This is a genomic window from Collimonas sp. (assembly GCF_035566555.1).
Taxonomy (GTDB): domain Bacteria; phylum Pseudomonadota; class Gammaproteobacteria; order Burkholderiales; family Burkholderiaceae_D; genus Collimonas.
In genome coordinates this window covers 21261-41703 of record NZ_DATMRB010000115.1, presented here as the reverse complement: position 1 = coordinate 41703, position 20443 = coordinate 21261, and the positions used below count along the sequence as shown (strand labels likewise).

Below are 20443 nucleotides of genomic sequence, written 5' to 3'. Positions count from 1 at the left end.
TGCGGGCCAGGCTTTCAGCTACACTTGGTGTTCGCCTTTGTTAACCGGATCTTGCCATGTCTCTGGATCATCCCGCAGTTGCCCGCGCCCTGGTGCGTGAAATGGGCGCCTCGCGCATTCGCGAAGTTGCCAATGTCGGCATCGGCCGCGACGATGTGCTGCCGTTCTGGTTCGGCGAGCCAGACCAGGTGACGCCGGCTTTCATCCGCGATGCCGCCAAGGCGGCGCTGGACGACGGCGATACCTTCTATACCCATAACTACGGCATCCCGCCGCTGCGCGAGGCGATCGCCAAGTACCTGTCCGGCCTGCACCAGCCGCTGGACGCCGGCCGGATCGCGGTCACCTCTTCCGGCGTATCCGCCTTGATGGTGCTGGCGCAGCTGATCATCAGCCCTGGCGACCGGGTGGTGGCGGTGACGCCGCTGTGGCCCAATGTCAGCGAAATCCCGAAAATCCTCGGCGCGGAGGTGGTGCGGGTAGCGCTGCAGTTCGGCCAGACCTGGGAGCTCGACCTGCAGCAGTTGCTGGACGCACTGACACCCGGCACCCGCGCCGTGCTGCTGAATTCGCCTAACAATCCGACCGGCTGGGTGATGCCGCGCGCACAGCAGGAAATCGTGCTGGCGCATTGCCGCCGGCTTGGCATCTGGATCGTCGCCGACGATGTCTATGAGCGGCTGGTGTACAGCGAGCAGCCGCATCCCTGCGCGCCTTCTTTCCTGGACATCGCCGACGCTGACGATCGCTTGATTTCATCCAACAGTTTTTCCAAGTCCTGGCTGATGACCGGCTGGCGGCTCGGCTGGCTGGTGGCGCCGCCGGCGCTGATGCCGGATCTTGGCAAGCTGATCGAATACAACACTTCTTGTGCTCCCGGTTTTGTGCAGCGTGCGGGCATCGTCGCCATCGAGCGCGGCGATGAAATCATCGGTAACACCGTGGCCCGTTACCGCCAGGCGCGCGACTTCCTCTATGAGCGCCTGAACACCTTGCCTGGCATTACCGCACCGCGGCCGAAGGGCGCCATGTACCTGTTCTTCCGGGTCGACGGCGTCAGCGACAGCCTGGCGCTGTGCAAGCAGCTGGTGCGCGACGCCGGCCTGGGACTGGCGCCCGGCAATGCCTTTGGCGCCGAAGGGGAGGGCTATGTGCGCTGGTGTTTCGCCAGTTCCCTGGAACGGCTGGAGGACGGCGCGCAACGACTGCAGCGCTTCCTGTCTGCCTGAGCAGTCCACCTGCGCATGAAGGTGTGGCGCCAATGCCTGCCGGCGGCGCAGCTCGTTGCGCACGGGCGTTGATTCTTTCGCAAGCCAGCCCTGGCATTTTCCATTGCTACTCAGGCAAGAAGTCCCCGGCGATCATTTCCTGACCTTTTTTTTTGCCGATTCTGGTGCTATCATCAAAAAACGCGCAAACGTTTGCGCGTTTCAAATGACGGCATGCCGGCTCGAACGGATTTGCCGTGCGACATGACTCATTGGTAAAAATTTTAATAACGACTTCAGGAGACTTTTGATGAATACCCGTATCCGCCTCAAGCTGATTGCCGCCACCATCCTCGTTTGCGCCCTGCCTTCCCTGCCAGCCATGGCGCAGACTGCCGCCAAGCCGAAGGTCGCGCTGGTGATGAAGTCGCTGGCCAATGAATTTTTCCTGACCATGGAAAACGGCGCCAAGGAACACCAGAAAGCGCATGCTGCGCAATATGACCTGATCGCCAACGGCATCAAGGACGAAACCGATACCTCGAACCAGATCAAGATCGTCGAACAGATGATTGTCTCCAAGGTCAACGGCCTGGTGATCGCGCCGGCCGATTCCAAGGCGCTGGTGCCCGTCATCAAGAAAGCGATCGACGCCGGCATCATCGTGGTCAACATCGACAACAAGCTGGATGACGCCGCGCTCAAGGAAAAAGGCATCACCGTGCCGTTCGTCGGTCCGGATAACCGCCTTGGCGCCAAGCTGGTCGGCGACTACCTGGCCAAGCAGATCAAATCCGGCGACAAGGTCGCCATCATCGAAGGCGTGTCGACCACGTTCAACGCCCAGCAACGCACACTGGGTTTCCAGGACGCCATGAAGACAGCCGGCGCCAATGTGGTGGCTGTGCAGTCCGGTCAATGGGAAATGGACCCGGGCAACAAGGTTGCCGCAGCTATCCTGAACGCCCATCCTGACGTCAAGGCGTTGCTGGCCGGCAATGACAACATGGCGCTCGGCGCTGTTGCCGCAGTCAAGGCTGCAGGCAAGACTGGTAAAGTACTGGTGGTCGGCTATGACAACATCAACGCCATCAAGCCGATGTTGAAAGACGGCCGCGTGCTGGCCACCGCCGACCAGTTTGCTTCGCAGCAGGCAGTGTTCGGCATTGAAACCGTCTTGAAGGCGATCACCGACAAGAAAGCCCAGAACACGCTGGGCGGCACGGTTGAAACCAAAGTCGCGCTGGTGACTAAAGACAGCAAGTAACCGGTCCGTAATCAAGTAACTTATTGCGGCACACGGTTGCGTTGCCGCCGCGCCTGAGGCGCGGCGGCGGGTCCTGTCCGCACCAGCTTTGCCATTGGTGGAGGACTGCATGTCCAACGAATTCATCGCGGCGCACCCGTCTGACGTGCCCACCGCTACTCCTGCAACTTCTACAACTCCCGTATTGCTACACCTGACCGGCATCGGCAAGACCTATGTCGAACCGGTATTGAGCGACGTTTCGATCAGCATCAGCCCCGGCCAGATCCTGGCCCTGACCGGCGAGAACGGCGCCGGCAAGAGCACACTCTCGAAAATCGTCTGCGGCCTGGTGCAAGCCACCACCGGCAGCATGCTGCTGGACGGCCAGAGTTACCAGCCGGCTTCGCGCAAGGAAGCTGAACAGCTCGGCATCCGCATGGTGATGCAGGAACTGAACCTGATTCCCACCCTCAGCATCGCTGAAAACCTGTTCCTGAACCAGTTGCCGCATCGCTTCGGCTGGATCGACAAGCCCAGGCTGGCTGAAGCTACCCGCCAGCAGATGGCGGCAGTCGGCCTGACCGATCTCGATCCCTGGACGCCGGTCGGCGAACTGGGCGTCGGCCATCAGCAGATGGTTGAAATCGCCCGCAACCTGATCGGCAGCTGCCGTTTGCTGGTGCTGGATGAACCGACCGCCATGCTGACCAGCCGTGAAGTCGAACTGCTGTTCAAGCAGATTGCACGCCTGCAGTCGGAAGGCGTGGCGATCATTTATATTTCGCACAGGCTGGAAGAATTGAAACGCGTCGCCGACCGCATCGCCGTGCTGCGCGACGGCCAGCTGGTGTGCGACGATCCGATCGCCGGCTACAGCACCGACGCGCTGGTGCAGCTGATGGTCGGGCGCGCTGCGGAAGCAGAGCTCGATCTCGGCCACCGTACTATTGGCGCGCCTTTGCTGCGCGTGCGCGATCTTGGCCGCGGCACTGTCGTGGCGCCGGCTTCCTTCGATTTGCGCGCCGGTGAAATTCTCGGCATCGCCGGCTTGATCGGCTCAGGTCGCACCGAATTGCTGCGCCTGATTTTCGGTGCCGACCGAGCCGACCAGGGTCAGGTATTCATCGGTGATCAGACCGAAGCTGCCAGGATTTCATCGCCGAAGGAGGCGGTGGCGGCCGGCATCGCCATGATCACCGAAGACCGCAAGAGCCAGGGTTTGCTGCTGCCGCAATCGATAGGCTTGAACACCACCTTGTCGAAACTGGGATCGGTGAGCCGTTTCGGCGTGCTCGACAAGCAGGCTGAAGGCGTCGTCGCCGACGACTATATCAAGCGCCTGCGGATCCGTTCGCGCGACGGCAATCAGGCGGCCGGCGAACTGTCAGGCGGCAATCAGCAGAAGGTCGTGATCGCACGCTGGCTGTACCGCGACTGCCCGATCATGCTGTTCGACGAGCCTACCCGAGGTATCGATATCGGCGCCAAGTTCGACATCTACAAACTGCTGGCGGAATTGTCGCGGCAGGGCAAGGGCTTGCTGATTGTTTCCAGTGACCTGCGCGAATTGATGCTGATCTGCGACCGTATCGCGGTGATGAGCGCCGGCAAGCTGGTCGACACTTTCGAGCGCGGCGCCTGGAGCCAGGAGACGATTCTGGCGTCGGCCTTCAGCGGCTATATGAACAACGGTGACGACAGCGGCGCTGCCGCGGCAGAACCATCCACTGCGCAAGCTGCCTGAAGCACGCTGCTGCGCTGTAATCAACATACTGAAAATCATGACAACTTCTTCCCGTTCGTCTTCTCGCTGGTCCTCACGCCTTTCTTCTTTTAACGGCAGCATTTCCGGCCTGAAGAATTATCTGGGCCTGATCGGCGCCCTGCTGGCCATGTGCGCATTGTTCTCGGTGCTAAGCGAGAACTTCCTGACCGCCGCTACTTTCACCACGCTGTCCAACGACATCCCCACGCTGGTGGTGATGGCGGTCGGCATGACCTTCGTGCTGATCATCGGCGGCATCGATCTCTCGGTCGGTTCGGTGATGGCGCTGGCGGCCTCGGTGCTGTCGATGGCGATGGTGCGCTGGGGCTGGCCTTTGTTTACGGCCGGGATCCTGGCCATGCTGGTGGCCAGCCTGTGCGGCATGGTGACCGGCCTGATCTCGGTCGGCTGGCGGATTCCCTCGTTCATCGTCTCGCTGGGCGTGCTGGAAATGGCGCGCGGCCTGGCATACCAGGTCACCAACTCGCGCACCGAATACATCGGCAGCGCGGTCGACAGCATCAGCTCGCCCATCTTGTTCGGCATGTCGCCGGCCTTCATCTCGGCCATCCTGATCGTCATCGTCGGCCACCTGGTGCTGACCAAGACCGTGCTCGGACGCCACTGGATCGGCATCGGCACCAATGAAGAAGCGGTGCGCCTGGCCGGCATCAACCCGCGTCCTCCCAAGGTGCTGGTGTTCGCCTTGATGGGTTTGCTGGCCGGCGTCGGCGCATTGTTCCAGGTCTCGCGCCTGGAAGCCGCCGATCCGAATGGCGGCGTCGGCATGGAGCTGCAAGTGATTGCGGCCGTGGTGATCGGCGGCACCAGCCTGATGGGTGGCCGCGGTTCCGTCATCAGCACCTTCATCGGCGTCCTGATCATCTCGGTGCTGGAAGCCGGCCTGGCACAAGTCGGCGTCAGCGAACCGATGAAACGCATCATCACCGGTCTGGTCATCGTCGCCGCGGTGGTGCTGGATACTTATCGGCGCCGCGGCGAGCGTTCTACACACTAATTTGCAAGCAAGCTACGGCTCTGTTTCTGGCATCGGGTAATTATTTATGGCAACCATCAAGGATGTAGCGCGCAAGGCGGGAGTGTCGTACACCACGGTGTCGCACGTCCTCAACCAGACGCGGCCGGTCAGCCACGACGCCAGCGCGCGCGTGCTGGCGGCCGCGGAGGCGCTGGCCTACGTGCCGAGCGCGCTGGCGCGCTCGCTGCGCAGCAAGACCACCGGCAGTATCGGCCTGATCATTCCGAACAACACCAATCCGTATTTTTCGGAAGTGGCGCGCGGGATTGAAGACAGCTGCTACGCGGCCGGCTACAGCGTCATCCTTTGCAATTCGGACGACGACCCGGCCAAGCAGCGCGATTACCTCAACGTGCTGCTGACCAAGCGCTGCGACGGCCTGATCGTGGCAACCCTGGCGCAGACCGACGGCGAGCTGTTGCGCAAGATGAAGGTGCCGACTGTGCTGCTGGACCGGGCGCCCAAGGATATGGGGATCGACCTGGTGGCGGTCGACAATGCCGCCGGCGGCGCCTTGGCGGCGCAACATCTGCTGAGCCTGGGTCGGCGCCGCATCGCCTGCATCGGTGGTCCGGCCGACATCGACATTTCGCGCGAGCGGATTGCCGGCCTGCGCCAGACCCTGTTTGTCGCAGGCGTCACGCTGCCGGACGATATGCTGGTGTATGCGGATTTCACCAGCGCCGGCGGCTACCTGGCGGCGCGCAGCTTGCTGGCGTCGCAGGTTCCGGATGCGATTTTCTGCTGTAATGACCTGATGGCGATAGGCGCCCTGCGTGCTGCCGCGGAGCGCGGCATTGCGGTGCCGCAGGCGCTGGCGGTGGTGGGTTTCGACGATATCGACCTGGCGCAGTTTGTCCATCCGACCTTGACCAGCGTCGCCCAGAATACGCGTCGCCTTGGCCAATTGACAGCACAATGCCTGCTGGACCGGATCGCCAGTCCGGAGCGGCCTTTGCAGCGGCAGACCATTGCGCCGGAACTGCACGTGCGCGGTTCGACCGTGGCGGTCTGAATGGATCTGAACTCCGCGGTATTTTTGTAAACCTTAATTTGAAGACACACATGATCGTCATCATTGGCAGTATCAATATGGACCTGGTGTTGCGCGTGCCGCGCATGCCGCACCCTGGGGAAACCTTGTCCGGCGGCCAGTTCCGCACCATCCCGGGCGGCAAGGGGGCGAACCAGGCGGTGGCGTGCGCACGCCTGAGCGCCGACAGCAGCAAGGTGGCGATGATTGCCTGCCTGGGCGACGACGCCTTCGGCGCGGAACTGCGCGCGGCCTTGCGCAGCGACGGCATCGACGACAGCCATGTCAGCACGGTCAGCGGCACAGCCTCCGGCGTGGCATCGATCCTGGTCGATGCCGGCGGCCAGAACAGCATCGTGCTGGCCGCCGGCGCCAACGACGCACTTAGCCCGGCGCATATCGACGCTGCCCGTGCCTTGATCGAACAGGCGCGCATTATCGTCTTGCAGCTGGAAACCCCGCTGCCGACTATCCGCCATGCCATCAAGCTGGCGCATCAGCTGGGCAAGACCGTGGTGCTGAATCCGGCGCCGGCGCAGGGCTTGCCGGCCGACCTGCTGGCGCAGGTCGAGTACCTGATCCCGAACGAAATCGAGGCCGCGATGCTGGCCGGCATGCCGGAAGCCAGCCTCGACACTGACGCCGCCATCGACGCCGCAGTCGCCAAACTGCGCGCCAACGGCAGCGCCAATGTGCTGGTGACGCTGGGTTCAAAAGGCGTCTACGCCGCGCTGTCGTCCGGCTCCGAGCATTTCGCCGCACAGCCGGTCAAGGCGGTCGATACCACCGCCGCCGGCGACACCTTCATCGGTGGCTTCGTCGCCGCGCTGGCGGAGGGTCGCAGCGAAGCCGACGCAATCGCCTTCGGCCAGCGCGCTGCCGCCCTGAGCGTGGCGCGCATCGGCGCACAGACTTCGATTCCTTACCGTCACGAACTGGAAGCTTGAGATGAAGAAGAGCCCATTGCTGAATATCGCCCTGTCGCAACTGATTGCATCGCTGGGCCACGGCGACAGCATCGTCATCGGCGATGCCGGCCTGCCGGTGCCGTCCGGCGTGCCGCTGATCGATCTGGCGCTGACCCGCGGCGTACCCGGTTTCATGACAACCCTGCAAACGGTATTGACCGAGATGCAGGTCGAGCACCATGTGCTGGCCGATGAACTGCCCTTGCACAGCCCGCAGCTGGCGCAGCAGATCGACGCCCTCGGCGTGGCTGACAAGCGGACCTTGTCGCATGCCGATTTCAAGCGCATGACGCACAACGCCAAGGCAGTGATCCGCACCGGCGAATTCACGCCTTACGCCAACATTATTCTGGTGGCCGGCGTGGTTTTTTGATAATGTTTTTCTAAGGTGGGCGATAAAATGCTTGTGGCAGGTACAATAAAGCCATGAATATCTCATTGCCCGAACTGGAACAAGCCATCAATTACTGGCGCCTGCAACGGCCTGCGATAGGGGAGGAATGCGCTTTATCGCCGGAGGTCAACGCCCTCGCCGACGTCTATGCCTTGATGATCATCAATCACAGCAGCAGCGTGGCGCTGGCCTCGATGGGCAGCATCGCGCAGCAGCTGATCGCCGCGTGGCGCCAGCACATGCTTGATCTCAGCGCCGCGGCCAGATCAGTGGGCTAGATGACGCGCCTGCCGTTTGGGCGCAACCAGGTTGTCTGCTTCTTTCTTCGCCACCAATTGCTGTACATCTGCCTGCTTGGCCGGCTTGCCCGCATAGTCTGTACTGAGCACGGCGTTCACTTCCGTTTCCGTCATTCCATGCAGACGTAGCCACTGCCCGACCAGTCCCGCCAGCCGGTCCAGTGCGATGCGGTGGGTGGCGTCGGTTTTTCCATACAGCCAGTCGGAAAATTGCATGAAGCTGGCAAACGGCGTCTCCCCCAACAGTATCGGCAAGGTATGGGCGAAGCGGCCCGAGTTGGCGACCAGGTCCCAGTAACGCGAAAAGCGCTGCAGGCGCTGCATGGTCGGGAAATCGATCAGATTGGTGGCGAGAATGGTGTAGGGCGGATGTGGATCGAAGATCAGGCCAAACGGTTCAGTATGGCGGATGATCGGCGTTCCGCGCAGGCGCTTCAGAATCCCGAACTGGATTTCGTGCGGCTGCAAGGCCACCAGCCGGTCGAAACCGCGCGCGAAACTTTCCACGTCTTCCCCCGGCAAACCGGCGATCAGGTCGACGTGCAGATGGGCTTGCGATTCTTGTATCAGCCAACGGATGTTTTCCGCGGCCTTCTCATTGTTTTGCTTGCGGCTGACCAGCGCCTGCACTTCCGGGTTGAAGCTCTGGATGCCGATTTCGAATTGCAGCGCGCCGGGCGGAAACTGCGCGATCGATTCCTTCAAGGCATCCGGCAGATGATCCGGCACCAGCTCGAAATGGGCAAACACCGGATCGTCGGGATTGGCTGCCAGCTTGTCGAGGAAGAACTGCAGGATCTTGAGGCTGGTCTTGACGTTCAGGTTGAAAGTGCGGTCGACGAACTTGAACAGGCGCGCACCGCGCGCATGCAGCGCGTCCATTTCCGCCAGAAAATCCTCCAGCGCGAACGGCCACGCAGTCTTGTCCAGCGCCGATAAACAGAATTCACACTTGAACGGACAGCCGCGCGACGCTTCCACATACAGCGTGCGGTGGGCGATGTCGTGGTCGCTGTATAAGCTGTAGGGCAGGGTGATGTCGGCCATCGGCGGCTGCACGCCGACACGGACTTTCATCAGCGGCTTCGGGCCGTGCAGGATCTGCCGGCACAGCTGCGGCAAGGTGACGTCGCCCCAGCCGGTCACCAGATAATCAGCCAACTGGACGATCTGCTGTTCCGCCGATTCATAGGAGACTTCGGGACCGCCCAGCACGATCACCATGTCCGGCGCCACCCGCTTCAGCATCGCCACCACCTTGGTGGTTTCCTCGATATTCCAGATATACACGCCGAAGCCGACGATGGTCGTGCCTTCGCTAGCTTTGTGCGCCAGCAGTTTCTCGACGATGTCGGTGGTCTTGGCGCCGATCACGAACTCATGCAATTGCGTGGCGTCGCGCAGGTCGCCCATGTTCGCCTGCAGGTAGCGCAGGCCGAGGGAGGCATGGGAGTAGCGGGCGTTGAGCGTGGACAACAGGATGGTCATGTGTGGCTAGCGGAAAGATGGACGGCAGAAACCTGCGGGATGCGCCATTTTACGCCTGCGTGACCGCCTGTCCTTGAAGCTTTTAGGGAATTTGCCAAATTGACAAATTCAATTGAGATTATCAAGATTGCAATAATCCATCACCAAGCATGCTTGCCCTGAAATCGCATTTGCAACTATTTTTCAGTTGCATTGCGGGGAGTTAGAGAGGATAATTAAATGACCAGAGCCGAAAAGCTGCGCAACCGGGCCGAATCGATTCCCGCTGATTTCACCTGGCAGGAGTTGGTTGTCCTGCTCAACGCCTATGGATTCATCGAATTTTCAGACAAGGGCGGCTCCTATCGCAGTTTTAAAACTGCGGCAGGCCTGAAGATTTTTGTGCACAAGCCGCATCCTGGAAATATCGTGAAGAAATATATGCTGCGAAAGGTGATCGGCCACCTTAGAGAGCATGGTTTGATGAGCGCCAACGAGGAATGACATGAGCGATAAAATACTGAGTCATAAAAATTATTCGGGATCGATCGAGGTCAGCCTGGAAGACGGCTGCCTGCACGGCGAGATCATGTTCATCAACGATTTGGTCAGCTATGAATCCGAGACTGTCGGAGGCTTGCAGGCTGCCTTTGAAAAAGCCGTGGATGTTTATCTGGATAAATGCCGGCGCGAAGGACTGGAGCCGGACAAGCCTTGTAGCGGCACGTTCAACGTGCGTCTATCGCCGGAATTGCATCGGAACGCCAGCGTGGCGGCTGCGAGGAAAGGGCAGTCCCTGAACGATTTCGTTAAAGACTGTGTGAGCAAAGGCGTATCGGACACGAGCAAAGGTCCCGGCGCTACTCCAGGCCGCAGTCATTTGCGCCCTGTGATTACCAAGTCCTAGCGCCGCGCAACATCAGGCGAATTCCCGGCGCCGGCTTAACGCAAAGATTCGGCCGCCAACATGACGGCCATTGCGATCATCAAGCCGCCGCCCACGATATTGATCACTTTCATCCCTTTCGCTGTGAAAAATGCATGCGAACTTACTGCGTGAGCGGCAGCGACCCACGCCGCATCAATGACCAATCCCAAGCCAATGGGTATTAATGAAAAGCCGAGCAGCGCGAAAACGGGACTGCCCGATTCTGCGCTGATAAAGCTCGGAACTATCGTGCCGAACATAATCAAGGCTTTCGGATTTGTTGCGCCAACGATGATTCCTGCGACCAGTGTTTTCCTGATTTTATCCGGGCTGGTTTTTTCTGCCGCTGGCAGAGGAGCAGAGCCAAACAGATATTGGCAACCAATACAGAGCAAGACGATGGCGCCGAGCAAACGAATAACCGTCAAGACGTGGCCGGAATGCATCAGCAGGGAGCCAATTCCCAGCGCAACGACCACGGCCACACAATAAGTACCGATCGCGTTGCCAATCACGCCACGCAACGCACTATTCCGTCCTGCCGACATGGCCTGCCCCACAAGAAACATGACACTTGGTCCGGGGATGGCGATCAGTACCGAGGACGTCAGCACGAGCCCTGCCAGGCCATTGAGTGCAGTTAAGTTTCCGGTCATGGAACAGTCCTCGCTATCGACTATGAATAAGTGCTAGATGCTAGATTATTGCAATAAACATTCGCGCTAGCTACATCGCGGCCTTTCGAATGTCGCCTCGGCTCAAGTTTCTTTCAACAATGTCACGCCGGCAAAATATTCCCCAGTAGCGCTGCATAAGTGTTGGCTTAAATGCGGATTTCTATTTTCGGCGAGCTGCGCGAGGTTAGCCCCGCCGCCTTGTCGCAAATCCGCCCGCACCGGAAGAGTAGTGTTTCGATATATTGTTGTGCTCTGGTGATATCGTGCATGATGGTGCTTCTCTGCCGAAGGCGCGGATTGTGTGTAAGTCGTTGTTTGCTGCGGAATTGCTGTACATGTTGCAACTGGCGGGCGGCCAGCAGCTATTGGTGCCGGTGCCGTCTCATTGGGTTCATGCGGTGGACGGGGGGATCGGCATTTGCCTGGATATTAGCCATATGCTGAAGTTTTCTTTATAAACTGATTATTTTTTAGGTAATGCATCATGGCGAAGTACATCGTGGTTGGCTTGGAGTTCGGGGTGGTACTGCTGGTCGGACTGGCGATCTATATGATCAGGAAGAAGTAGTTGCCTGAGCTTCTTGAATAGCAAAAAGGCTGGCGTATCGTGCGCCAGCCTTTTTACGTCCAGCTTGTGCCGGCCTATTTATGATCGTTTCATGACATATCGCGGCGTACCGCTGCCGTTTGCCGCAATGCGGTAATATGTTTACTCTTTCATACGTAAAGATCGGCTTCCGATGAGCAATAAAACCACTTCCAAGTCACCAATACGCACCACCAGCAAAGCCGATTCGACCACGCCGCGGGTGGCGCTGGTATTGCAGGGAGGCGGTGCGCTGGGTGCTTATCAGGCAGGCGTCTATCACGCAATGCATGAGAATGGCCTGACGCCGGATTGGGTAGTGGGCACCTCGATCGGCGCCATCAATGCCGCGATCATTGCCGGCAACGAACGCGAGCTGCGGCTGTCGCGCCTGAAGGAGTTCTGGGAACAGGTCGGCCACGGCGACTTGACGGACCTGAGCAAAGTGCCGGATGCCATGCGCCAGTTCAACACCTGGTGGACCACCACCGATGTCACCACGCGCGGCGTGCCGGGATTTTTCTCGCCGCGCTCGCTGAATCCTTTCATGGTGGGCATGCCGGTACAGCCGGAACAAGCCAGTTTCTACGACACCACGCCGCTGGCCGAGACGCTGGCGCGGCTGGTGGATTTCGACCACCTGAACAGCCCTGGCGGCATGCGCCTGACCGTCAGCGCCATGCGCGTGGCCTGCGGCAGCCTGGTCAATTTCGATTCCCGGGAACGGACCATCGGCGTCGAGCACATCATGGCCAGCGGCGCTTTGCCGCCCGGTTTTGCACCGGTGCGCATCGACGGCGACCTGTACTGGGACGGCGGTCTGTATTCGAATACGCCGCTGGAAGTGGTGCTGGACGATGAGTCGAAGACTGACGTCGACGGCAACACCCTATGCGTGATGGTGGATTTGTGGAGCGCCGATGGCCCCGAGCCGACCACCCTGGACCAGATTACCAATCGCCAGAAAGACGTGACCTTTGCTTCGCGCTCGGAACGCCATATTGAAAATTATCTGCGCATGTATCAGTTGCGGCGCGCTGCGCAGGCGCTGTACGACAAGCTGCCGCCGGCTTTGCGCAAGAAATCCGACCTTAAGGAATTCGAAGGCTTATCGGATAACAGCACGATTCATATCGTCAGGCTGCGCTACAGCGGCCACGACTGGAACATGCCGTCCAAGGACATCAATTTTTCGCGCGGCTCGATCGAATGGCGCTGGGAGCAAGGCTATGCCGACGCCATGCATGCCGCGGAACGGATCAAGGCCAATGGCGACACCTTCGGCAGTTCCGATGCCGGCCTGGTGGTGCATGAACTGGTCATGCCGCCGTTGAGCTGACGCATGAGATTGTCGACCTTGCGCTGGCTGCCGCTGCTGGTGTTGCTGGCTGGCCTGGTGCCGCCAGCGCATGCGCAGCTTGCCGGCACGGGCCTGGATAGCCGGCAGTGCGAGCTTGTCAAACAACGCGTCCTGCAGCCCGGCGCACCGGTTGATTGCGCGCAACTGCAGGTAGTACGCTTTACCTATGTCGACTTTGACAAGGTACGGCGTGACGACGGCGAAATCATGGTCATGGCGGCCGTCGCGCCGCAGGTAAAAGCGCTGTTCGACGAACTGCTTAAGCGCGGTTTCCCGCTTGCACAGGCGCGCCTGATGGAGCATTATCAAGGCAACGACGACGCATCGATGGCGGACAACAACACCTCCGCCTTCAACGACAGGCCGATCACCGGCAGCAAGGCGATCTCCTTGCACGCCTACGGTTTGGCGATCGATATCAATCCTTTGCAAAATCCGTATGTGCGGCGCGATGCGCAAGGCCGGCCGGTTTATAGTCCGCCGGACGGACAGGCTTTCGGCCAGCGCACGGCCAGCCGCGCCGGCAGCAGCGAACAAGTGGTGGAACTATTCGCCCAGCATGGCTTTCTGATCTGGGGCGGGGACTGGAAAAAGCCGATCGATTACCAGCATTTCCAGGTCAGCCGAAGCATGGCTGAACGGCTGGCAAAACTGCCGTTGCCGCAGGCGCGCCAGTTGTTTGAAAATTCTGTCGTGGCCTACCGCGCCTGCCGCAGCGGCCATGGCGGCAAGCCGAACGACAGGAAAGCCTGCGCTGCCGCCGCAGGGTGAATGCTGCGCTGTTAGATTTGGAAGGGGGCAGCTGCGTATTCTGCTTGTATAATATGCAACGTTGCCATATTCATAGCAATCGATGATTTGTTCACACAGGAGAAGGCCATGTTTTCGTTTCACGAACAGTTTGCCGCAGCAACCAAAGCCCATTTCGAAGCCCAGTTGGCATTGCTCAATACACTGACTGCAAAAACCTTCGAAGGCGTTGAAAAAGTTATCGAACTCAATTTGAGCGCGGCCAAGGCTTCGCTGGAAGAATCGGGCGGCGCCGCCAAGCAGCTGATGAGCGCCAAGGATCCGCAGGAATTCCTGTCCATCTCGGCGGCACAGGCCAAGCCTAGCGCCGAAAAGGCAGCGGCTTACGGCCGTCACCTGGCCGGCATCGCTTCCGGTACCCAGGCGGAATTCACCCGTGCGGCCGAAGCGCAGGTCGCGGAAACCAGCCGCAAGATCAACGCCTTGATCGAAGAAGTCAGCAAGAATGCGCCGGCGGGTTCGGAAAATGCCATCGCCATTCTGAAATCAGTGATCAGCAATGCCAATGCCGGTTACGAGCAACTGACCAAGAATGCCAAGCAGGCGGTGGAAACGCTGGAAGCCAACCTGAATACGGCGACCACGCAACTGACCAAGGCTGCCGCGCCGCGCGCCAAGAAATAAGCCGGAGTACAGGCTGAGCAAAGAAAAAGGGCCGCGGATGCGGCCTTTTTTCATAGGGGCAGGTCGCGGTCCCAGTCGGGCTCTTCGCCGAACTGCTGCGCCAGGAAATCGACAAAGGTGCGCACCTTGGCCGACAAATGCTGGCGGCTCGGGTAGACCGCGTGGATCGCCAGCTCGTCGCCGTGATAGCTGGTCAGCAACGGTAGCAGGCGGCCGTCGCGGATGGCGTCGCCGATGATGAAGGTCGGCTGGCGGATGATGCCCATGCCGGACAACGCTGCCGCCAGCAGCAGGTCGCCGTTATTGCAATGCAGGCCGCCATGGATACGTACGGTGTGGCTTTTGCCATCGCGCAGAAAGCGCCATTCGTTATCAGGCTGGGTGTAGGCGTAAGTCAAGCATTTGTGCCGTGCCAGGTCTTCAGGATGCAGCGGTACGCCATGCTGTTCCAGATAAGCGGGCGCGGCGCAGGTCAGCACGCGCGCCGCTACTAGCCGGCGCATGACCAGGCTGGAATTCTGCAGCTTGCCAATGCGGATCGCCAGGTCGAAGCCTTCCTCCACCAGGTCCACTACCCGGTCTGAGAGAGTCACATCTAGTTCGACATTGGGATAGCGTTCGGCATACAAGGGCAGCACGCGGCCCAGGTGGTGCACGGAAAACGATAGCGGCGCATTGATGCGCAAGACGCCGCTCGGATTGGCCGCGTGCATGCCGGCCACGAGCGTCGCCTGCTCCAGGTCAGCGAGTACTTGCTTGCAGCGTTCGAGATAGGCGCTGCCGGTGTCGGTCAAGCTGATGCGGCGGGTGCTGCGGTTCAGCAGGCGCGCGCCAAGGTAGGCTTCCAGGTCGGCGACATGCCGCGTCACCGATGGGTTCGACAGCTTGAGCATGCGGGCGGCGCCCGACAGACTGCCGGTTTCGGTGACTTTGACAAACACTTTCATGGCTTCAAACAGGTTCATCGCTGGATCCTATTATTCCGAAATACGGAAATCATATTTTAATGAAAGCGTATTTTTCTTTGTATTGCAAGAATATATAGTGAAACACGATTCGGCTGCCACCCTCGGCCGTTAACTATTCTTCTTCGAAAGCTCGCCATGAACACCAGCAATCCCGGCATGTATGCCGCCACCCTGCTCAGACTGACTCTCGGCATCGCCTTGCTGGCGCATGCCTATCTCAAGGTGTTCGTCTTCACCTTGCCTGGAGCCGCCGCCTTTTTCGCCAGCCAGGGCTTTCCGGCCTGGTCGGTGTATCCTGTGGTCGCGGTGGAAGTGCTGACCGGCCTGGCCATGGTGCTTGGCTTGCAGGCGCGCATCGCGGCGATCATTTCCCTGCCGGTGCTGCTCGGCGCGTTGTCGGTGCATGCGCCTAACGGCTGGGTGTTTACCAGCCCGAACGGCGGCTGGGAATATCCGGCATTCATGGTGGTGACGGCGCTATCTGTCGCATTGCTGGGCAATGGCGCGTTCGCCATCGGTAACGCCAAGGCCGGCGACTAACTTTACTGGATGAGATCATCATGAGCAGCAATGCCACCCGCATGCCGGCGATTTTCTTCGGCCACGGCAGCCCGATGAATGCGCTGGAAGATAACCGCTACACTGCGGCCTGGGCCCGCCTCGGCGCGCGCGCGGCGCAACTGCAGCCGAAAGCGATCCTGTCGGTGTCGGCGCACTGGTACACGCGCGGCATCGGCGTGACCGCCATGGCCGCGCCCAAAACGATCCACGACTTCGGCGGTTTTCCGCAGGCGCTGTTTGATGTGCGCTATCCGGCGCCGGGCGATCCGCAACTGGCGGCGCAAGTGCGCGACCTGCTGGCGCCGCTGGCGGTCGCCATGGACCACTCCTGGGGGCTGGATCACGGCACCTGGTCGGTGCTGGTCAAGGCCTTTCCCAAGGCCGACGTGCCGGTGATACAGCTGAGCATCGATGCCACCCAGCCGGCGCAGTTCCATTTCGACCTGGGCCGCAAGCTGGCGGTGCTGCGCGAGCAAGGCGTGCTGATCATCGGCAGCGGTGACGTGGTGCACAACCTGCGCCTGATGAATCGGCATCAGGATGCGCCGGCCCATGCCTGGGCAGAGCGCTTTAACGACCATATCCGCGCCAGCCTGCTGAGCGGCGACATGCAGGCCCTGATAGATTACGCCGACCAGGGCCAGGATGCGCAATTGTCGGTGCCTACGCCTGAGCACTATCTGCCGCTGCTGTACATTGCCGGCGCCAGGCAGGATGACGAAGCCATTTCGATTGCGGTGGATGGCATAGACATTGGCGCCATCAGTATGCTGACCGCGGTGGTCGGCACCGCCTGAGGCTGCGGTCCTGCCTGCCGGATTATTCCTTGCCCTTCACCGGCTTGGGGTAATCCTTCAGCACATCGATAGGCTGGGCGTAGGCCGAATCCCAGGTTTGCCGGTGCAGCTCGGCGATCCGCTGCGCCATCTTTTCGTTGCGCAGCACGATTTCCAGGTTGCGCGACAAATCCAGATAGCCGCCGCTCCAGTTACTGGTGCCTATCCATGCCACCTGGCCATCGATTTCCATGGTCTTGCTATGGATTACCCGGGCGAACGGAATGAAGCCGCTGCTGGCCTGGGGCAGCGTGACGATGCGGATCTCCATGCCGGGCAGCAGCGCCAGGCTTTGCAGGTAGGCGATCGCCGGCTTCTCGGTATTCCAGTTCGACACCATCAGCTTGACCTTGACGCCGCGCGCCAGCGCTGCACGGATCGCATTGTCGATCACGGCATAGTAAGGGCGGCTGCGATTCGGGCCGTAGCTCAACGGCGCGTAGTCCAGCAGCTGTATCCGTACTTCCGATTTGGCCGCCGCCAGCAGCTTGGGCAATTCAGTTTCAGAATCGCCTACGCCAGGTGGATTGAAAGCATTCGGGCTGGCCACCAGGAATGTCGTCTGCTGGTCGTTAGCTGCAACCACGGCCTGATTCAGCTTCGGCACTTCCTTGCCTTGCGCGATCAATGTCTGCGCCTGCCAGTCATGCTCGAAAATCTTTTGCAGCTGCGCGACCACCACCGGATCGGTAATCCGCAGACCTGTTTCATGGATATGGACAAAGGAACGCCAGTCGAAATTCTGGCTGCCGACATAGGCGGCGCTGCCGTCGATCACCATGTACTTGGCGTGGATGATGCCGTTGCCGGTCAGCTTGGAATAATCCAGGTAGCGGAATTCCAGGTTAGGGATCTTCTTCAGCCGTTCGACGGTCGCCATGTCTGAGGCGAATTTTCCCTTTTCTTCCATCAGGAAGCGGATCTTCACACCCCGCTCGCCGGCGGCGGCCAGCCGCGCGATCACCTGTTCGAAGGCGGCGCCGGGCTGGCTGGCGACGTAAAACTGGCCGAGCACGATCTCGCGTTTGGCGCCGTCGAACATCTCGCTCCAGACCTGCAACGGTTCGCGCAAATCGGGTGTTGCCAACGTGGTTTCCACTGGCGCGGTATGCACCAGCTCGTAACCGGGGATGCTGAATTCAGCCTGGGCCATGCCGATGTGGCCGAGCAGGATGGCGAGCGGGACGATCAATTTGCGCATGTGCTGCTTTCGGAATTAGGGTACGAAGATTAATGCAAACGCAGGATGCGGCCAGCGGCCTGGACGCTGCCGGCCGGATGTCCATCGCGTTCGCTGGCGATCAGGTATTGGCTCAGCGCGTCGAGATCGTTGATGCCGGTGTCGATCCGTTCGCTGCCCTGGGTCAGCAGGCTGAAGCCGTCGCCGCCCTGGGCGATGAAGCTGTTGACGCTGACCCGGTACTGTTTTTGCGGCTCCAGCGCGACGCCATCCAGCCTGACGCTGCCGCGCACGACGCGCTGCCCCAGCGACTGCCGGGCATCCCAGCGGTAACTGAAACCCTGCGATACCTGCAGCATGATGCGGCCGCCGGGACGGTCTTCTTCCAGCCAGCTTTGCTGCTCCAGCAAGGCAAGGATCTGCTTGCCGCTCAGGTTCATCAGCACCAGCGTATTGCCATATGGCGTAGTGGCAGCGACCTGAGCGTAGTTGCTGCCGCCGGCGCCGCTCTCCAGGTTTTCACGTAGGCTCTTGTGATTGATCAGCGCAATCCGGGCGCCGAGTTTACGGGTTGCCGCCAGCTGGGAATCGGCTATGACGTCACCCAGCGGCGATTCGCCGGCATCGTTGATCTGCTTGTCAACATGTGGCACGGCTATGCGTGCGATCGGCTGCGCCAGAACAACACCGCTGCGTTCCTTCAGTTTTTGCAAGAAGCTGGCCAGCGCTGGATCGGCCGTGAAGCGCTGCGGATCCATCAAGACGTTGCGCGCGTTGATGGCCGTGATTTTGCCGGCCATGTCGGCAACCCCGGGATCGACGGTCAGCGTGATCCGGGTCAGCATGTGGCCGAAGGAGTCGCCCTGGGTCACGGTGCGGCCGTCCACCAGGCAGGTATAGCCATTATGCGTGTGGGCGCTGATGACCAGCCTGATGGCAGGATCAAGCCGCTTGACGATGTCGACGATCGGGCCGCGCAGCTGTTGGCAGTTGGCTTTGTCGAACGGCTCCGGCGTTTCTCCACCTTGGTGGATCAGCACCACGATGGCGCTGACGCCTTGCGCCTTGAGGTCCGGCACCCAGCGGTTGATGGCGTCCGCCTCGTCGGTGAAGTGGACGCTGGCGATGCCGTCGGCCGACACCATTTTTTCGGTTTCCCTCACAACGCTGCAGATGAAGGCGATCTTGAGGCCGCGCACCTGCTCGATACGATAGGGTGGCAACAGCGGCGCGCCGTCGGCGTTGCCGATGACGTTAGCCGCCAGATAGGAAAATCCGGCGCCGCTGAAACTGGGGGAAAAATGACAGGCCTTCTCGGGCCGGTTGGAATTGCAGCCGCCATGCTGATCGCGCAGCAGTTCCGCCGTGCCCTGGTCGAATTCGTGGTTGCCGACGGAGCTGACGCGCAGTTGCAACTGATTGAGCGCAGTGATGGTCGGCTCGTCTGCCCAGATCGACGATAGCGCCGGGCTGGCGCCGATCAGGTCGCCGGCGCCGACCAGCAGCAGTTGCGGATCTTCGGCGCGCCAGGCATTGAGGGCGCCGCCGATAGTATCTATGCCACCGGCCGTGATCTTGTGCGGACTGGCGTCACCGACCCCGGCAAAGCTTTTGCTGGTCGCTTCCAGATGACCGTGCAAGTCATTGATGGCGACCAGATTGACCGTGACTGGCGCGCGTAGCTGCATGCCGCTGCACGCGCTCAGGAAAAAAGCTGCGCTGCACAGCGCCCACTTGGTCCGGCTGAAAGAGATTGCACGCATGTATTTCAACCAGTCCTTTACGATCAATGATTATCAGGCCAGATGCAGTTTTCCCGCCTCTGCCGCAGCCGCCGATTTGGCGATTTTTTCCGCATCGCGGCCAACGCAGGCACGCAGCATCAGGACCTTCAGGTGATCGTTGATGCGCTCGATGCGTTCCTGGAACATGTTGAAGAAGAACATGCCGACCACCGCAATGCCGATACCCAGCGCCGTTGCATACAAGGCGGTGCCGATGCCCTGCGATACCTGGCCCGGGTCGGACACGCCGGAGACTGCCAGCGCCTTGAAAGTATCGATAATACCCAAAATAGTGCCGAGCAGTCCAAGCAGCGGCGCCGCCGTCACGATCGTGTCGAGGATCCACAAGCGATGCTGTACCGCGCCGCGGTTAGCGATGTAGACCGACTCGCTGAAATCTTCCAGGTCCTTTTCGGTGGTCAGCTGATGCTTTTCGGCCAGGATATCCGACACCAGGGTCAGCGGCAGGCTGCCGCGCGCAGTCAGCTCGGCCGGCAGTTCCTGCACATGCTGCACTGCATGTGTCATGGCTTTTTCCAGGCCGATGGCCTGGCGCAGGGTGTAGTTGAAAAACAGTCCGCGTTCGACAATCACGAAAATCGCCAGCGCGGCGCAGGCGTACATAAGATAAAAAGCGAGCTCGTGGAATAATTGCATGTTCATGATGACCTCTTTGTTGTTGCAGCGGCGGACCGCGGTCCGCCGCC

22 protein-coding genes are annotated in these 20443 nt (G+C 60.4%); 16 read left to right on the top strand and 6 right to left on the bottom strand.

Features of this window, described 5'->3' with window-relative positions; translation table 11 throughout:
• Window positions 1-56: 56 nt before the first annotated feature.
• From VNZ65_RS15055 to VNZ65_RS15020, 8 genes are all read left to right on the top strand, one after another.
• Window positions 57-1229 carry a pyridoxal phosphate-dependent aminotransferase gene (locus tag VNZ65_RS15055; RefSeq protein WP_325670352.1) on the top strand — a complete coding sequence of 391 codons (1173 nt, stop codon included), beginning with the start codon at window positions 57-59 and terminating at the stop codon, window positions 1227-1229.
• Between the two features lie 289 nt (window positions 1230-1518).
• Window positions 1519-2475, top strand: a complete 957-nt coding sequence (locus tag VNZ65_RS15050; RefSeq protein WP_062119518.1) for a sugar ABC transporter substrate-binding protein — start codon at window positions 1519-1521, stop codon at window positions 2473-2475.
• Between the two features lie 109 nt (window positions 2476-2584).
• The gene (locus tag VNZ65_RS15045) at window positions 2585-4201 is read left to right on the top strand and encodes a sugar ABC transporter ATP-binding protein (protein WP_325670349.1); all 1617 of its coding nucleotides are present in this window, start codon (window positions 2585-2587) and stop codon (window positions 4199-4201) included.
• A 37-nt stretch (window positions 4202-4238) separates the two neighbouring features.
• Window positions 4239-5240, top strand: a complete 1002-nt coding sequence (locus tag VNZ65_RS15040) for an ABC transporter permease (RefSeq protein WP_325670347.1) — start codon at window positions 4239-4241, stop codon at window positions 5238-5240.
• Between the two features lie 46 nt (window positions 5241-5286).
• The gene (locus tag VNZ65_RS15035) at window positions 5287-6276 is read left to right on the top strand and encodes a LacI family DNA-binding transcriptional regulator (RefSeq protein WP_325670345.1); all 990 of its coding nucleotides are present in this window, start codon (window positions 5287-5289) and stop codon (window positions 6274-6276) included.
• Between the two features lie 50 nt (window positions 6277-6326).
• Window positions 6327-7241, top strand: coding sequence for a ribokinase (rbsK, locus tag VNZ65_RS15030; RefSeq protein ID WP_325670343.1), 915 nt, complete (start codon window positions 6327-6329; stop codon window positions 7239-7241).
• A gap of 1 nt (window position 7242) precedes the next feature.
• Window positions 7243-7635, top strand: a complete 393-nt coding sequence (gene rbsD, locus VNZ65_RS15025; RefSeq protein ID WP_325670341.1) for a D-ribose pyranase — start codon at window positions 7243-7245, stop codon at window positions 7633-7635.
• Window positions 7636-7688: 53 nt separating this feature from the next.
• Window positions 7689-7934 (top strand): DUF3717 domain-containing protein, encoded by a 246-nt coding sequence (locus VNZ65_RS15020; RefSeq protein ID WP_325670340.1) that lies wholly within the window; start codon window positions 7689-7691, stop codon window positions 7932-7934.
• Here the strand turns inward: VNZ65_RS15020 and VNZ65_RS15015 are convergent.
• Window positions 7923-9443 carry a B12-binding domain-containing radical SAM protein gene (locus tag VNZ65_RS15015; protein WP_325670338.1) on the bottom strand — a complete coding sequence of 507 codons (1521 nt, stop codon included), beginning with the start codon at window positions 9441-9443 and terminating at the stop codon, window positions 7923-7925. The two genes, VNZ65_RS15020 and VNZ65_RS15015, sit on opposite strands and share 12 nt — an antisense overlap.
• A gap of 219 nt (window positions 9444-9662) precedes the next feature.
• Between VNZ65_RS15015 and VNZ65_RS15010 the strand changes: the two genes are divergently transcribed.
• Together VNZ65_RS15010 and VNZ65_RS15005 are read left to right on the top strand one after the other, a co-directional pair.
• Window positions 9663-9926, top strand: coding sequence for a type II toxin-antitoxin system HicA family toxin (locus VNZ65_RS15010; protein WP_325670336.1), 264 nt, complete (start codon window positions 9663-9665; stop codon window positions 9924-9926).
• Between the two features lies 1 nt (window position 9927).
• A complete protein-coding gene (locus VNZ65_RS15005; protein WP_325670334.1) occupies window positions 9928-10329 on the top strand; it encodes a type II toxin-antitoxin system HicB family antitoxin in 402 nt (133 codons plus the stop codon).
• Window positions 10330-10364: 35 nt separating this feature from the next.
• On the opposite strand, the gene VNZ65_RS15000 is transcribed toward VNZ65_RS15005, so the two are convergent.
• The gene (locus VNZ65_RS15000) at window positions 10365-11006 is read right to left on the bottom strand and encodes a LysE family translocator (protein ID WP_325670332.1); all 642 of its coding nucleotides are present in this window, start codon (window positions 11004-11006) and stop codon (window positions 10365-10367) included.
• Window positions 11007-11290: 284 nt separating this feature from the next.
• On the opposite strand from VNZ65_RS15000, the gene VNZ65_RS14995 reads away from it, so the two are divergent.
• The 4 genes from VNZ65_RS14995 (at window position 11291) to phaP (ending at window position 14407) form a co-directional block, all read left to right on the top strand.
• Window positions 11291-11485: a hypothetical protein gene (locus VNZ65_RS14995; protein WP_325670330.1), complete on the top strand. Its 195-nt coding sequence runs from the start codon at window positions 11291-11293 to the stop codon at window positions 11483-11485.
• A gap of 282 nt (window positions 11486-11767) precedes the next feature.
• Window positions 11768-12952 carry a patatin-like phospholipase family protein gene (locus tag VNZ65_RS14990; protein WP_325670328.1) on the top strand — a complete coding sequence of 395 codons (1185 nt, stop codon included), beginning with the start codon at window positions 11768-11770 and terminating at the stop codon, window positions 12950-12952.
• A gap of 3 nt (window positions 12953-12955) precedes the next feature.
• Window positions 12956-13744, top strand: a complete 789-nt coding sequence (locus VNZ65_RS14985; RefSeq protein ID WP_325670326.1) for a M15 family metallopeptidase — start codon at window positions 12956-12958, stop codon at window positions 13742-13744.
• Window positions 13745-13852: 108 nt separating this feature from the next.
• A complete protein-coding gene (phaP, locus tag VNZ65_RS14980; protein WP_325670324.1) occupies window positions 13853-14407 on the top strand; it encodes a TIGR01841 family phasin in 555 nt (184 codons plus the stop codon).
• A 50-nt stretch (window positions 14408-14457) separates the two neighbouring features.
• Here phaP and VNZ65_RS14975 read toward each other — a convergent pair whose 3' ends face one another.
• Window positions 14458-15372: a LysR family transcriptional regulator gene (locus VNZ65_RS14975; RefSeq protein WP_325670322.1), complete on the bottom strand. Its 915-nt coding sequence runs from the start codon at window positions 15370-15372 to the stop codon at window positions 14458-14460.
• 138 nt (window positions 15373-15510) lie between these two features.
• On the opposite strand from VNZ65_RS14975, the gene VNZ65_RS14970 reads away from it, so the two are divergent.
• Together VNZ65_RS14970 and ygiD are read left to right on the top strand one after the other, a co-directional pair.
• Window positions 15511-15915, top strand: coding sequence for a DoxX family protein (locus VNZ65_RS14970; protein WP_325670320.1), 405 nt, complete (start codon window positions 15511-15513; stop codon window positions 15913-15915).
• Window positions 15916-15935: 20 nt separating this feature from the next.
• Complete coding sequence (ygiD, locus tag VNZ65_RS14965; protein WP_325670318.1) at window positions 15936-16733, top strand: 4,5-DOPA dioxygenase extradiol; 798 nt, start codon at window positions 15936-15938, stop codon at window positions 16731-16733.
• A gap of 22 nt (window positions 16734-16755) precedes the next feature.
• On the opposite strand, the gene VNZ65_RS14960 is transcribed toward ygiD, so the two are convergent.
• From VNZ65_RS14960 to VNZ65_RS14950, 3 genes are read right to left on the bottom strand one after another with little or no spacing between them, the layout of a single operon-like run.
• A complete protein-coding gene (locus tag VNZ65_RS14960; protein WP_325670316.1) occupies window positions 16756-17973 on the bottom strand; it encodes a phospholipase D-like domain-containing protein in 1218 nt (405 codons plus the stop codon).
• A gap of 29 nt (window positions 17974-18002) precedes the next feature.
• Window positions 18003-19715, bottom strand: coding sequence for a bifunctional metallophosphatase/5'-nucleotidase (locus VNZ65_RS14955; RefSeq protein WP_325670314.1), 1713 nt, complete (start codon window positions 19713-19715; stop codon window positions 18003-18005).
• Window positions 19716-19748: 33 nt separating this feature from the next.
• Window positions 19749-20399 carry a MotA/TolQ/ExbB proton channel family protein gene (locus tag VNZ65_RS14950; RefSeq protein ID WP_325670312.1) on the bottom strand — a complete coding sequence of 217 codons (651 nt, stop codon included), beginning with the start codon at window positions 20397-20399 and terminating at the stop codon, window positions 19749-19751.
• Window positions 20400-20443: the final 44 nt, after the last annotated feature.

Bases quoted from the DNA above. Each gene is read 5' to 3' on its own strand.
- VNZ65_RS14970 (WP_325670320.1), top strand. From the start codon at position 15,511: ATGAACACCAGCAATCCCGGCATGTATGCCGCCACCCTGCTCAGACTG.
- VNZ65_RS15000 (WP_325670332.1), bottom strand. From the start codon at position 11,006: ATGACCGGAAACTTAACTGCACTCAATGGCCTGGCAGGGCTCGTGCTG.
- VNZ65_RS15010 (WP_325670336.1), top strand. From the start codon at position 9,663: ATGACCAGAGCCGAAAAGCTGCGCAACCGGGCCGAATCGATTCCCGCT.
- rbsK (WP_325670343.1), top strand. From the start codon at position 6,327: ATGATCGTCATCATTGGCAGTATCAATATGGACCTGGTGTTGCGCGTG.
- ygiD (WP_325670318.1), top strand. From the start codon at position 15,936: ATGAGCAGCAATGCCACCCGCATGCCGGCGATTTTCTTCGGCCACGGC.
- VNZ65_RS15005 (WP_325670334.1), top strand. From the start codon at position 9,928: ATGAGCGATAAAATACTGAGTCATAAAAATTATTCGGGATCGATCGAG.
- VNZ65_RS14960 (WP_325670316.1), bottom strand. From the start codon at position 17,973: ATGCGCAAATTGATCGTCCCGCTCGCCATCCTGCTCGGCCACATCGGC.
- VNZ65_RS15015 (WP_325670338.1), bottom strand. From the start codon at position 9,443: ATGACCATCCTGTTGTCCACGCTCAACGCCCGCTACTCCCATGCCTCC.
- VNZ65_RS14950 (WP_325670312.1), bottom strand. From the start codon at position 20,399: ATGAACATGCAATTATTCCACGAGCTCGCTTTTTATCTTATGTACGCC.
- VNZ65_RS15040 (WP_325670347.1), top strand. From the start codon at position 4,239: ATGACAACTTCTTCCCGTTCGTCTTCTCGCTGGTCCTCACGCCTTTCT.
- VNZ65_RS14975 (WP_325670322.1), bottom strand. From the start codon at position 15,372: ATGAACCTGTTTGAAGCCATGAAAGTGTTTGTCAAAGTCACCGAAACC.
- VNZ65_RS15035 (WP_325670345.1), top strand. From the start codon at position 5,287: ATGGCAACCATCAAGGATGTAGCGCGCAAGGCGGGAGTGTCGTACACC.
- VNZ65_RS14955 (WP_325670314.1), bottom strand. From the start codon at position 19,715: ATGCGTGCAATCTCTTTCAGCCGGACCAAGTGGGCGCTGTGCAGCGCA.
- VNZ65_RS15055 (WP_325670352.1), top strand. From the start codon at position 57: ATGTCTCTGGATCATCCCGCAGTTGCCCGCGCCCTGGTGCGTGAAATG.
- rbsD (WP_325670341.1), top strand. From the start codon at position 7,243: ATGAAGAAGAGCCCATTGCTGAATATCGCCCTGTCGCAACTGATTGCA.
- VNZ65_RS14985 (WP_325670326.1), top strand. From the start codon at position 12,956: ATGAGATTGTCGACCTTGCGCTGGCTGCCGCTGCTGGTGTTGCTGGCT.
- VNZ65_RS15045 (WP_325670349.1), top strand. From the start codon at position 2,585: ATGTCCAACGAATTCATCGCGGCGCACCCGTCTGACGTGCCCACCGCT.
- VNZ65_RS15020 (WP_325670340.1), top strand. From the start codon at position 7,689: ATGAATATCTCATTGCCCGAACTGGAACAAGCCATCAATTACTGGCGC.
- phaP (WP_325670324.1), top strand. From the start codon at position 13,853: ATGTTTTCGTTTCACGAACAGTTTGCCGCAGCAACCAAAGCCCATTTC.
- VNZ65_RS15050 (WP_062119518.1), top strand. From the start codon at position 1,519: ATGAATACCCGTATCCGCCTCAAGCTGATTGCCGCCACCATCCTCGTT.
- VNZ65_RS14990 (WP_325670328.1), top strand. From the start codon at position 11,768: ATGAGCAATAAAACCACTTCCAAGTCACCAATACGCACCACCAGCAAA.